The 11540-nt window shown below is 58.1% G+C and carries 13 protein-coding genes; 7 read left to right on the top strand and 6 right to left on the bottom strand.

Translation table 11 applies throughout. The features are described 5' to 3' along the window. Window positions 1–12: 12 nt before the first annotated feature. Complete coding sequence (locus tag ACR0K9_RS04595) at window positions 13–156, top strand: hypothetical protein (RefSeq protein WP_480795282.1); 144 nt, start codon at window positions 13–15, stop codon at window positions 154–156. A gap of 81 nt (window positions 157–237) precedes the next feature. Beyond that, window positions 238–1242, top strand: a complete 1005-nt coding sequence (gene gap, locus ACR0K9_RS04590; protein ID WP_480821138.1) for a type I glyceraldehyde-3-phosphate dehydrogenase — start codon at window positions 238–240, stop codon at window positions 1240–1242. On the opposite strand, the gene coaD is transcribed toward gap, so the two are convergent. The 3 genes from coaD to ACR0K9_RS04575 form a co-directional block, all read right to left on the bottom strand. Further along, on the bottom strand, window positions 1234–1725 hold the full coding sequence (gene coaD / locus ACR0K9_RS04585) for a pantetheine-phosphate adenylyltransferase (RefSeq protein WP_480532595.1): 492 nt from the start codon (window positions 1723–1725) through the stop codon (window positions 1234–1236). The two genes, gap and coaD, sit on opposite strands and share 9 nt — an antisense overlap. 84 nt (window positions 1726–1809) lie before the next feature. After that, window positions 1810–2247 (bottom strand): CBS domain-containing protein, encoded by a 438-nt coding sequence (locus tag ACR0K9_RS04580; protein WP_480821136.1) that lies wholly within the window; start codon window positions 2245–2247, stop codon window positions 1810–1812. A 60-nt stretch (window positions 2248–2307) separates the two neighbouring features. Further along, window positions 2308–3210: a LysR family transcriptional regulator gene (locus tag ACR0K9_RS04575; RefSeq protein WP_480821134.1), complete on the bottom strand. Its 903-nt coding sequence runs from the start codon at window positions 3208–3210 to the stop codon at window positions 2308–2310. A gap of 104 nt (window positions 3211–3314) precedes the next feature. Between ACR0K9_RS04575 and ACR0K9_RS04570 the strand changes: the two genes are divergently transcribed. Next, window positions 3315–4814: a CoA-acylating methylmalonate-semialdehyde dehydrogenase gene (locus ACR0K9_RS04570; protein ID WP_480821132.1), complete on the top strand. Its 1500-nt coding sequence runs from the start codon at window positions 3315–3317 to the stop codon at window positions 4812–4814. Between the two features lie 200 nt (window positions 4815–5014). Then, window positions 5015–5599, top strand: a complete 585-nt coding sequence (locus ACR0K9_RS04565) for a L,D-transpeptidase (protein WP_480533136.1) — start codon at window positions 5015–5017, stop codon at window positions 5597–5599. Window positions 5600–5671: 72 nt separating this feature from the next. Here the strand turns inward: ACR0K9_RS04565 and ACR0K9_RS04560 are convergent, their stop codons facing one another. Continuing rightward, window positions 5672–6148, bottom strand: a complete 477-nt coding sequence (locus tag ACR0K9_RS04560) for a fasciclin domain-containing protein (RefSeq protein ID WP_480532603.1) — start codon at window positions 6146–6148, stop codon at window positions 5672–5674. Window positions 6149–6219: 71 nt separating this feature from the next. Next, on the bottom strand, window positions 6220–7071 hold the full coding sequence (locus tag ACR0K9_RS04555; RefSeq protein ID WP_480821130.1) for a class I SAM-dependent methyltransferase: 852 nt from the start codon (window positions 7069–7071) through the stop codon (window positions 6220–6222). 134 nt (window positions 7072–7205) lie between these two features. Here ACR0K9_RS04555 and ACR0K9_RS04550 point away from each other — a divergent pair, with 134 nt between their 5' ends. After that, window positions 7206–8321, top strand: a complete 1116-nt coding sequence (locus ACR0K9_RS04550; protein ID WP_480821128.1) for a carboxylate-amine ligase — start codon at window positions 7206–7208, stop codon at window positions 8319–8321. 3 nt (window positions 8322–8324) lie between these two features. Here ACR0K9_RS04550 and ACR0K9_RS04545 read toward each other — a convergent pair whose 3' ends face one another. Beyond that, a complete protein-coding gene (locus tag ACR0K9_RS04545; RefSeq protein WP_480821126.1) occupies window positions 8325–9188 on the bottom strand; it encodes a hypothetical protein in 864 nt (287 codons plus the stop codon). Between the two features lie 161 nt (window positions 9189–9349). On the opposite strand from ACR0K9_RS04545, the gene ACR0K9_RS04540 reads away from it, so the two are divergent. After that, window positions 9350–10492 (top strand): acyl-CoA dehydrogenase family protein, encoded by a 1143-nt coding sequence (locus ACR0K9_RS04540; RefSeq protein WP_480821124.1) that lies wholly within the window; start codon window positions 9350–9352, stop codon window positions 10490–10492. 7 nt (window positions 10493–10499) lie between these two features. Beyond that, window positions 10500–11540: an enoyl-CoA hydratase/isomerase family protein gene (locus ACR0K9_RS04535; protein ID WP_480821122.1), complete on the top strand. Its 1041-nt coding sequence runs from the start codon at window positions 10500–10502 to the stop codon at window positions 11538–11540.

Genomic DNA, 11540 nt, shown 5'->3' with positions numbered 1-11540 from the left:
CAGGGCGTATCCATGACCAATCAAATCGCAATCTGGCTTGGAATTCTCATTCTCGGCGGTTTGATGCTGGATGCGGCCTTGTTCGGTACGGAACACCTGCTGTTCCTCGGCAAAAAGCTGTATGATTTCCTGGATTGGCTGGCCTTCTGGCGCTGACAGAGGTTTTGCTTGACTTTCGCCGCAATCTGTAATTGTTAGCGCTAACCATTACTGGACCCGACTATGACGGAGCGCACCATGACACTCAAGCTGGCAATCAATGGATTTGGACGGATCGGGCGCGGTGTTCTGCGTGCGGTTATGGAATCGGGTCGTACCGATGTCGAAATCGTTGCGATCAACGATCTGGCAAAACCCGAAATGAACGCGCATCTGTTTGAATTCGACAGCGTTCATGGTCGCTATTCCAAACCAGTCACGCTCAGCGATGCCGGGCTGGACGTTGGTGCCGGCCCGATCCGGCTGACCAGCGAACGTGACCCCGAAGCGCTGGATTGGTCGGATGTGGATGTTGTTCTGGAATGCACCGGTGTCTTCCGCACCCGTGAGGCCGCCGAACGGCACCTGAAGAACGGATCGAAAAAAGTTCTGATCTCAGCCCCTGCCCGTGGCGATGGTGCTGTAAAAACAGTGGTGTTTGGTGTGAACGAGCACGAGTTGACTGCCAGCGACATCGTGGTTTCCAACGCCTCCTGCACCACCAACTGCCTGTCGCCCGTCGCGGCAGCTTTGGATGCAGGGCTGGGCATCAAGCACGGCAACATGACCACCGTCCATGCGTATACCGCCAGCCAACCGGTGCATGACACTGCGGGCAAAGACCCATACCTGTCCCGCGCGGCGGCTCTGTCGATGATCCCGACAACGACTGGTGCGGCTTCGGCCGTCGGGTTGGTTCTGCCTCAGTTGGCCGGGAAGTTGACCGGGCAAGCCATTCGGGTGCCTACTCCCAATGTCTCAGTCGTCGATCTGGTGGCCGAAGTTTCGCGTCCGACCACCGAAGAAGAGGTTAACGCCTTGTTCGTTGAAGCCGCCGCCAAAATCCCGGGTGTTCTGGCCGCTGAGACGCGTCCGCTGATCTCAGTCGATTTCAATCACGACCCCCACAGCTCAACCGTTTCCCTGGCGGAAACAAAAGTCACCGACGGCACTTTGGTGCGCGTGCTGGCCTGGTATGACAATGAATGGGGTTTCTCGAACCGTATGCTGGACACAGCCGCAGCTATGGGTGCGTTATCCTAAACGCTCTCGTAGCGCATCCCTGACGCGGGGCGTGACGAATTTCGACACATCCCCGTTCAGGCGAGCGATTTCTTTCACCAGCTTGGATGCAATCGCCTGATGCCTGGCTTCGGCCATAAGAAACACCGTCTCGATTGAATCGTCCAACGCGCGGTTCATTCCAACCATCTGGAATTCATACTCAAAATCGGCAACCGCCCGCAGACCGCGCACAATAATTTGAGCGCCGACATCGCGGGCGCAGTCGATCAGCAGGTTTTCGAACGGATGCGCCACGATCTCGGTGCCGGTCTGATCGGACAGATGAGCGCATTCGGCTTCGATCATCGCCACGCGCTCTTCCAGCGAGAACAGCGGCCCTTTGTCCCGATTGATCGCAACACCGATCACCAGCTTGTCCACCAGCGCCGAGGCCCGACGGATAATGTCGATATGACCGATGGTGATCGGATCAAAAGTTCCGGGATATAATCCAACCCGCATCAGGGCCTCCTGCGCAACAATATTTCTGCGCTAGCAAACACATCTTTGCCGCAGGTGCAAGGGTCAGCCATACATTCCGGCCCCTCAGTGCCCCATAATCATGCCTTCCAGCGCGTCTTTTTCCATCGCAAGTTCAGACAGTTGCGCCTTGACCGCATCGCCCAGCGTGACGATTCCAATCAATTTGCCCTCTTCCACGACCGGCATGTGACGGAACCGGCCTTCGGTCATGCGAGACAGAATATCCTCAACGGTGTCTTGCCGGGTCGCTGTCACGAGGTCTTTGGTCATGTAGGCGCTGACGGGTTTGCCCAGACAGCCGCTGCCGCTGTCCGCCAGCTCGCGTACAATATCACGCTCGGACAAGATGCCAGCCGCCGTTTGCCCGCCATCCTCGGAAATGATCACAGTACCGATCCGCTTGCTGGCCAGAATTTCGGCGGCCTGGGAAACTGTTGCTGATGGTTCGACCGTCACCACCTCGTCAGTGGCTTTGGATTTAAGAATGGCCTGAACAAGCATTAGCAAAACCTCCGGTATAACGTACTGTTTTCCAAAGCGTTGCCGGAATGTCTGAAGGTGTCAAGATGCAGCTTCGCGCTCAAGCCGCGCTACTTCGTCCCGCAGGCCGGATGTCAGCGCCTCGGCAAAGCGGTTCAGCCGTTCGTTTCGCTGATCGCCCTGATGCCGGACCAGATAGAACCCGCGTGTCAGACTGACCTGATCCGTCAGGATTTTCCGCAGGCCGGGATGAAACGGTAAGGTAAAGTCATGCGCCACGCAGACACCGGTTCCCAAAGCCACCTGCCGCAACTGCACCGACACCGAATTTGATGCAAGCGCGACACGGTCAATGCCGATATCGTTGAGATAGTCCAACTCGCGATCAAAGATCATATCGGGGATGTACCCGATCATCCGGTGATCGCTCAGATCGGCAATCGTGTGGATCGGCGGGTGGCTATCAAGATAGTTTTGGCTGGCCACCATATGCAGCCGATAGTCGCTGATCTTCTGAACCAGCAATTGCCCGGCGGTTGGCGCACTGACGGTGACCGCCATATCCGCCTCGCGCCGGGACAGGTTGATGATACGCGGCAAGGCCAGGATCTGGATATCCAGATCCGGGTTGGCGTCGCTGATCCGGGCGCAGACCTGCGGCAACAGGTAGTTGGCACTGCCATCGGGCGCGCCTATGCGGATTTGGCCGCTCAGCGACTTGGCGGACCCGGTCATGACACCCGCCGCCGCGCGCATGGCCTCTTCGGCTTGCAATCCATGCTCCATCAATCGCTGGCCTGCTGTCGACAGCACATACCCCTGCTGTGATTTGGTAAACAACACTGCATCCAGCGCCGCCTCCAATCTGGCAATTCGGCGGCCAACCGTGGCCGGATCGATCTTCAGCACCCGCCCCGCCGCCGACAGGCTTTCTTCGCGCGCGACCGCCAGAAAAACGCGCAGATCGTCCCAGTTTGGTGTCACAGTCCCAACCTTTGCATTTTTGCAAAACAGATTTGAGACATTGCCTCTGTCCTTGGGGTTTTTGCAAGTCTATTCTGCGCGCAATCTCAGCGGAGGAATTTGCGATGAATGATCTGACCCACTTTCTGAATGGCGAAATGGTTGCGGGCACGTCCGGCCGTTTCGATGATGTTTACAACCCGGCAACGGGCGAAGTGCAGTATAAATGCCCGATGGCCAGCGCAGCAGAAACCACTGCAGCCATCGAAGCCGCCGCTGCCGCTCAGCCCGCATGGGGCGCCACCAACCCGCAGAAACGCGCGCGTGTCATGATGGCGATGGTTCACCTGATGAACCGCGACATGGACAAGCTGGCCGAAGCGCTGAGCCGCGAGCACGGCAAAACCATCCCCGACGCCAAGGGCGACTTGCAGCGTGGTCTGGAAGTGATCGAATACTGCATCGGCGCACCGCAGATGCTGAAGGGCGAATACACCGACAATGCGGGCCCTGCCATTGACATGTATTCCATGCGCCAACCGCTGGGCGTTGTCGGCTCGATCATGCCGTTCAACTTCCCTGCCATGATGCCGCTGTGGCACGTCGGCCCGGCGCTGGCCTGTGGCAACGCCGTGGTTCTGAAACCGTCCGAGCGTGACCCCTCGGTGCCGCTGATGCTGGCCGAGTTGTTTGTCGAGGCCGGTCTGCCCAAGGGTGTGTTCCAGGTCGTAAACGGAGACAAAGAAGCGGTCGACACCATCCTCGACAGCGACATCATTCAGGGCGTCAGCTTTGTCGGCTCGACCCCGATCGCGCAGTATATCTATGCCCGCGCCACCGCAAACGGCAAACGTGCACAGTGCTTTGGCGGTGCAAAGAACCACATGATCGTCATGCCCGACGCGGACATGGATCAGGCCGCTGACGCGCTGGTCGGTGCCGGTTTCGGCGCGGCAGGCGAACGCTGCATGGCTGTTTCGGTCGCTGTACCGGTGGGCGATGATACCGCTGACGCGCTGATCGAAAAGCTGGTGCCGCGCATCGAAAAGCTGAAGGTCGGCCCCTACACCGCCGGTGACGATGTGGACATGGGCCCGGTGATCACCCAAGCCTCGAAAGAGCGTATTCTGGGCCTGATCAATTCCGGCGTCGAACAGGGTGCCAAGCTGGTTGTCGATAACCGTGATTTCAGCCTGCAGGGCTATGAGGACGGTTTCTTCGTCGGCCCCCACCTGTTCGACAATGTCACGCCCGACATGGACATCTACAAACAAGAGATTTTCGGCCCTGTCCTGTCGACCGTGCGCGCCGGTTCCTACGAAGAAGCGCTGAAACTGGCGATGGACCATGAATACGGCAACGGTACCGCGATCTTCACCCGTGACGGTGACACCGCGCGCGACTTTGCCAGCCGGATCAATATCGGCATGGTCGGCATCAACGTTCCGATCCCGGTACCGCTGGCTTATCACACGTTTGGTGGCTGGAAGAAATCCATGTTCGGTGACCTGAACCAGCACGGCCCCGACAGCTTCAAGTTCTATACCCGCACCAAAACCGTCACCGCGCGCTGGCCCTCGGGCATCAAGGAAGGTGGCGAGTTCAACTTCAAAGCGATGGATTGATCGTTTCGATGCTTTCTCAGAAACCCGGCCAGATTTGGCCGGGTTTTTTAGTTTTCAGGCCGGTTTTGACGCAAGTCCAACCTCACAAGAAATTCAGCGGTGCCCCCCTGGAAAAATGAGGTAATCACCAATATTTTACCGCTAATTCAAAAGACCGAGCAGTTGATATTTTTCCGGAGGCAGCCTTGTCCCAAAACCGTATGACCCGCCGCACAGCCCTGTTGGGGGCTGCATCAGTGATTGCGACACCCGCTTTGGTGCGCGCTCAAAGCCTGGATGCCTTTCCACAGAATGAAGAGGCGATCAGCACGCAAGCGCCTGTACGCCGCAATGTATCCTCGTTCTCACAACAGAACTGGCAGGATCACTTTGACGAACTGGGCGTCGGATGCCTGTTGGCCGACATCACCAGCCGCGCGGTGCATTACTGGGGGGCTGATGGCACCTACAAGCTGTATCCCAGCTCGGTCCCGATGAGCGAAGAACTGACCAAGCGTGGTTATACCGAGGTTGTGCGCAAGCGCGAAAACCCAAGCTGGACGCCGACCGCCTCAATGCGTGAACGCGATCCGACTTTGCCGATCCGTATGGAGGGCGGAGAACCAGGCAACCCGCTGGGCACCCGCGCGATGTATCTGTCCTGGCCCGCCTATCTGGTCCACGGCACACATGACACTCGGAAAATCGGTCGGCAGAGTTCATCCGGGTGCATCGGTCTTTACAACCAGCATGTGGAAGAGCTGTATCCGCTTGTGCAGGTCGGCACTCAGGTACGGCTGCTGTAAGCAGATTGCCTTTTGCAACAAGAAGCCCCGGCCACATGGACCGGGGCTTTGTCTTCCGGGGGTCTTGAAGACTTATTCAGGCAGGATCACTGCATCAACAACATGAATGACACCGTTGCTGGCTTCGATATCGGCCTGAACGACTTTTGCGTCATTCACCTTGACGCCGTTCTTGGCATTGACACTCAGGCGGTCACCCTGCACCGTCAGAACTTTGGCCCGTTTGCCAGCGATATCACCCGACATGACCTTTGCTGGAACCACGTGGTAAGTCAGAATTGACACCAGCTGATCCTTGTTCTCAGGCAACAGCAGCGTTTCCACCGTGCCTTCGGGAAGCGCGGCAAAGGCCTCATCCGTGGGTGCGAAAACGGTGAACGGGCCATCGCCCTTCAGCGTATCGACCAGACCCGCGGCCTGCACCGCGGCGACCAGAGTGTTGAACGATCCGGCAGAAACGGCCGTATCGACGATGTCAGCGGCTTGCGCTTTGACCGGAAGTGCCAGTGCAAGTGCGGCGGCGGCGCCCATGAATGTGCGGCGGAACATGGCTGTTAACTCCTCTCCAGCTTGTTATGGAAAGGGTTACGCGACACTGCGCGGCCCGGATCACATTCAGGTCAATTTTCTTTGAGCTGAACCCAGATGCTCTGCGCCCTGCCATCCTTCAGGAACGGCAGTGCCTCCACCGCATCCGGGCGGTCCTGCTGCAAGTAGTACCCCGGCCAAAGCATTGAATATGCACCAGATTGCAGCAACACGTGCAGCATGTACTGCTCGCCCCAGCCGGGGCAATCATAAAAGAACCGCTTGGGGTATTCATAGGGCAGAAAAACATCGTGGACATGGATCACCACACCCGGCTTCAACGTCGGAATGATCCGGCAGAACAGATGGGCCACATCGTTGCTCATCCGCACGACGTGGCTGGAATCGATGAACAGAACATCCCCGGATTCGAGCTGTTCGAACAGGGACGGGTCTACGTCTTCCAGCCGCTTCTGCTCGAAATGATCCACGACATGGGCAATGTCGGCGCGGGGATAAGGGTCGATCGCGGTGATCTCGGTCTTCAGCCCGCCATCAATGATGGCCTGCCGCGTAACGCGGGTCGAGTTGCCGCAGCCCACTTCGATCACCCGCTTTGGCTGGAACCTGCGGATCATCAGATACAGCGCATCCGCGTCCGGGCTGTCATAGTAGCCATTTCCCAGTTGATAACCGGTCTGGTTGCGTTCGGGGTCTTTCAGTGCCTCAAGCGCCGCCCTGTGCTGCGCGTACTCCGCAACCAGTTGCGAGATGTCGAACCCGGCCATCCCCGGTGAGAGCGCATAGGCCGGACGGGTCAGCCCCCCTGCCCGCTCAAAAGCCTCAAGCCGCGCGCGTTCGTCATTCTCGGTTGCCTTGTCGATCAGCTTTACCCCCAACTCATCAAGGGCGGCGTTGATCTGGGGAAATTTCCTTGGTTTCACGCGAGGCTCCACATTCGGTTCTGTTTGTTCCTTACCCGCGCCAGCCGGGCGTTCGCAAGAACCCAGCATGTCAAACCCTTGGCAAAACGGAAATTTCCGTATTCACTGATGTGAATTGACCAGCGAGGGCCGCCATGCAGCAGGAATTCACGATCGGTATCGAAGAGGAGTATCTTCTGGTCGACCGCGACAGCCTGCAATTGGCCGAAGCCCCCGAGGCGTTGATGGAGGCCTGTCAGGCCGATTTCGAAGGTCAGGTCAGCCCTGAATTCCTGCAATGTCAGATCGAGGTCGGAACCCGCCCGCATGCGACGGTCAAAACCGCGCGCGAAGACCTGAAGCGTTTGCGGTCCTGCGTTTCCAAACGCGCGACCGAATATAATCTGGCCCCGATTGCCGTCTCCTGCCACCCGTTTGCGAACTGGAAGGATCAGCATCACACGCGCAAAGAGCGCTATGATGCGCTACAGCATGCGTTGGGTGGCGTGGCGCGGCGGATGCTGATCTGCGGGATGCATGTGCATGTGGGGGTACAGGACCAGGCGCTGCGCGCCGATTTGATGCCGCAATTGTCTTACTTTCTGCCTCATCTGCTGGCCCTGTCGACCTCGTCCCCCTACTGGAATGGCGAGGACACCGGTCTGTCCTCTTACCGGCTGACCGTGTTTGACAATCTGCCCCGCACCGGCTTGCCGCCGATCTTCGGAAGCTGGGGCGAGTATGATCGTACAACGGGCGTTCTGGTCGAGTTGGGCGTGATCGAGGATACAACGAAGATCTGGTGGGACCTGCGCCCGTCGCATCGCTTTCCGACGCTTGAGACCCGCATCATGGATGTGCAACCCCGGTTGGAGCACACTCTGTCACTGGCGGCGCTGGTGCAGGCACTGACCCGGATGCTGTGCCGCCTGAAAGCCCGCAACTTGCGGTGGCGGCAATATGACAGGTTCCTGATCGGCGAAAACCGCTGGCGCGCGCAACGTTATGGCGTGGGCGAGGGTCTGATCGATTTCGGCGACCGGTCGATCAAACCCATGGCCGAACTGATGGGTGAATTGATGGGCATGCTGGCCGAAGATGCCGAAGCCTTGGGCACCATGACCGAACTTGCCCGCCTGCGCCAGATCGCCGAAAGCGGCACCTCGGCCACCCGCCAGCGCCGCGCCCATGCCGAAGCCGTCGCGCGCGGCGACGATCCCGGGCAGGCGGTGGTGAAACACCTGATCGAAGAATTCCACGCGGACCTGTAAGCCTCAGGTAACCGCCAGAATATCCTTGATCCGCTCGGCTACGGGTTCATAGAGGTCACGGTCGGTCCAATATCCGCCATGCGAAAACGGATTCCACGAGGTAAAGATCTTACCCGCATTGATCGGCTTGTCCTTTAGCGCCCGACTGTCGGCCAGTTGCTTGTAACGCGGCGCGCTCTTGCCCAGCGGAAAGCCCAGAACATCGTGTTTGTCGTAGTAGTTGTACCACCACGTCCGGAATTGTAGCGCCGCGGGCAGCTTGCTGTTGGGCGCCATGATCGGGAAAATGTCACTCTCGGGATAGGCAAACAGGAAAATGGGAATATTGCACCCGAAGGTCACGATCCCAGCCACCGTTTTCATATTCTCGACATCGGTCTGATGCACCGGAGACCCACCACCCGGGCGCAAATGCCGCTGCATGTCGTAGATGTAATTCGACATGATGTGCCCACCCAGCGAATGCGCAAGGATCAGAACCGGTCCCTCGGGTCCGACCTGATGTTTGACCACACCCATCACATTCTCGATCTTCTCGTGTATGGCCTCATAAATCTTGTCGCCATCATCCGGTGTCGGGCGGTACGACGCTGCATCCGAAAGATTGCACACCACAAATTCGCGCAGCTTGTCATATCCCAGACTGCGTTTGATCTTTTTTAGATAGGCTTTCTGACGTCCCTGCAGAATCTGGGCCCAGACCACCTCGTGCCAGATCACGTGGCTCATATCCGCGCCGACCCGGTTCGAGACGCGCTGCTTCAGCCCTTTCGAGAAGGTCGGGGTCGTGGATGCAGGCTGGCCCTGCGGCTTATGTTGGCTACCCATACCGTGAATCACCACCACGGCCAGTTTGTGTGACGCCATCGGAATACTCCAAAAAAAATCATCTGTAGAATTCGTGCAGTATAACGCAGCCACTCAATTCCCCCAAACATGGCCGCAATGTTTGCCGCCATTGAAAAATTTCTGTAAGGATTGAAGAATAAAACGCTCGTTCAATTCTGTAGAGTACAGGGACCACAGCCATGGATTTCGCGCTGACCGAGGAACAGACGGCCATCTTCGACATGGCCTATGCTTTTGGCCAAGAAAATATCGCCCCCTTCGCGCGTCAGTGGGAAGCTGACGGCACCATCCCGAAAGAGCTTTGGCCCAAGATTGGCGAGCTTGGATTCGGCGCGCTATACGTCTCGGAAGACGGCGGCGGATCGGGGCTGAGCCGCCTAGATGCCACTTTGGTGTTCGAGGCGCTTTCGATGGCCTGCCCCTCAGTCGCGGCTTTCCTGTCGATCCACAACATGTGCGCAAAGATGCTGGACAGCTTTGCCAGCGATGAGCTGAAATCCCGCATCATGCCCGGTATTCTCAGCCTCGATACGGTGCTGAGCTATTGCCTGACGGAACCCGGCTCCGGGTCGGACGCAGCCGCCTTGAAAACCCGCGCCGAGCGGACGAATGAGGGCTATACCCTGAACGGGTCCAAAGCCTTCATCTCGGGCGGGGGTTATTCGGACGCCTATGTCTGCATGGTTCGCACAGGCGAAGATGGCCCCAAAGGGATTTCGACGGTCTATGTCGAAGACGGCACCGCCGGCCTCAGCTTTGGGGCGCTTGAACAGAAGATGGGGTGGAAAAGCCAGCCCACCGCGCAGGTCCAATTTGACGACTGCAAAATCCCGGCTGGCAATCTGGTTGGCACGGAAGGCGACGGGTTCAAATACGCCATGATGGGGTTGGATGGCGGGCGGCTGAACATCGCTTCGTGTTCGCTGGGGGCCGCGCAGAACGGGCTGGACATGACGCTGCAATACATGTCCGAGCGCAAGGCCTTTGGCCAATCCATCGATCAGTTCCAGGCGCTGCAATTCCGCCTTGCGGATATGGAGATCGAGATGCAGGCCGCTCGCACCTTCCTGCGGCAAGCTGCGTGGAAACTGGATCAGGGCACACCTGACGCCACCAAGTTCTGCGCCATGGCCAAGAAATTCGTGACCGAGACAGGGTCGAAAGTGGTCGACCAGTGCCTGCAACTGCACGGCGGTTACGGCTATCTGGCCGATTATGGCATCGAAAAGCTTGTGCGTGATTTGCGCGTGCACCAGATACTTGAAGGCACGAACGAGATCATGCGCGTCATCGTCGCGCGCCAGATGCTTGCCAACCGCTGAGGACTTCATGGCTGACATTGATATCCGCACAGTCGGACGCGCCGGGCGCATCACTCTGACACGCCCGAAGGCTCTGAACGCGATGAGCTATGAGATGTGCATGGCCATCGAAACTGCCCTACGGAACTGGCGCGAAGATGATGCGGTCGACCTGATTATCTTTGACGCCGAAGGGGAAAAAGCCTTTTGCGCCGGAGGCGACATTGCCGAGCTTTACGCCACCGGCACCAAGGGAAACTACGATTATGGCCGCACGTTCTGGCGCGATGAATACCGTCTGAATGCGCTGATCTTCGAATACACCAAACCCGTGATCAGCTTTCTGCAGGGTTTTACCATGGGCGGTGGCGTGGGCATAGGCTGCCATGGCAGTCATCGTATCGTTGGCGAAAGCTCGAGGATCGCAATGCCGGAATGCTCGATCGGCCTTGTCCCGGATGTGGGCGGGTCATTGATGCTGGCACTGGCACCGGGACGTCTGGGCGAATACCTCGGAACAACCGGCTATCGCATGGGCCCCGCAGACGCGATCTATGCGGGCTTTGCCGACCATTTCATTCCACAAGACCACTGGCCGTACCTCATCGAACTTCTGGAGGCATCAGGCCGCGCAGAGGTGGTCGAAGAGCACGTTGAAACCGCGCCCAAAGGAGATCTCGCCGATCTCCAACCGCAGATTGATACGTTGCTCGACGGAGAAAGCCTGAGCGATATCCTGAATACCCTGCGCTGTTCTGACGAAGAGTTTTCGGAACAGACCCTTATCAGCCTGCAACGCAACTCTCCGCTCTCGGTGGCCTGCACCGTGGAAATGCTGCACCGGCTGAGGGGAGCGAACCTTACGATGCGCAAGGCGTTGGACATGGAATACCGCTTTACCTATCGCGCGATGGAAGACGGTGATTTTCTGGAAGGCATCCGTGCCCAGATCATCGACAAGGACCGCAACCCCAAATGGCAATTTGCCGATATGAACGTACCGGCCGTAGCGGTCTCAAAGATGCTGCAGCCCCTGGGTGCCAACGCGCTGAGCTTTTCAGAGGAGTAA

The sequence above is a fragment of the Ruegeria sp. L12 genome, from assembly GCF_056531745.1.
This window is presented reverse-complemented; position numbering and strand designations above follow the sequence as displayed.

What these genes read in the sequence shown, in the direction of transcription:
- ACR0K9_RS04595 (WP_480795282.1), top strand. Translation starts at nt 13, where the DNA reads ATGACCAATCAAATCGCAATCTGGCTTGGAATTCTCATTCTCGGCGGT.
- gap (WP_480821138.1), top strand. Translation starts at nt 238, where the DNA reads ATGACACTCAAGCTGGCAATCAATGGATTTGGACGGATCGGGCGCGGT.
- coaD (WP_480532595.1), bottom strand. Translation starts at nt 1,725, where the DNA reads ATGCGGGTTGGATTATATCCCGGAACTTTTGATCCGATCACCATCGGT.
- ACR0K9_RS04580 (WP_480821136.1), bottom strand. Translation starts at nt 2,247, where the DNA reads ATGCTTGTTCAGGCCATTCTTAAATCCAAAGCCACTGACGAGGTGGTG.
- ACR0K9_RS04570 (WP_480821132.1), top strand. Translation starts at nt 3,315, where the DNA reads ATGAATGATCTGACCCACTTTCTGAATGGCGAAATGGTTGCGGGCACG.
- ACR0K9_RS04565 (WP_480533136.1), top strand. Translation starts at nt 5,015, where the DNA reads ATGACCCGCCGCACAGCCCTGTTGGGGGCTGCATCAGTGATTGCGACA.
- ACR0K9_RS04560 (WP_480532603.1), bottom strand. Translation starts at nt 6,148, where the DNA reads ATGTTCCGCCGCACATTCATGGGCGCCGCCGCCGCACTTGCACTGGCA.
- ACR0K9_RS04550 (WP_480821128.1), top strand. Translation starts at nt 7,206, where the DNA reads ATGCAGCAGGAATTCACGATCGGTATCGAAGAGGAGTATCTTCTGGTC.
- ACR0K9_RS04545 (WP_480821126.1), bottom strand. Translation starts at nt 9,188, where the DNA reads ATGGCGTCACACAAACTGGCCGTGGTGGTGATTCACGGTATGGGTAGC.
- ACR0K9_RS04540 (WP_480821124.1), top strand. Translation starts at nt 9,350, where the DNA reads ATGGATTTCGCGCTGACCGAGGAACAGACGGCCATCTTCGACATGGCC.
- ACR0K9_RS04535 (WP_480821122.1), top strand. Translation starts at nt 10,500, where the DNA reads ATGGCTGACATTGATATCCGCACAGTCGGACGCGCCGGGCGCATCACT.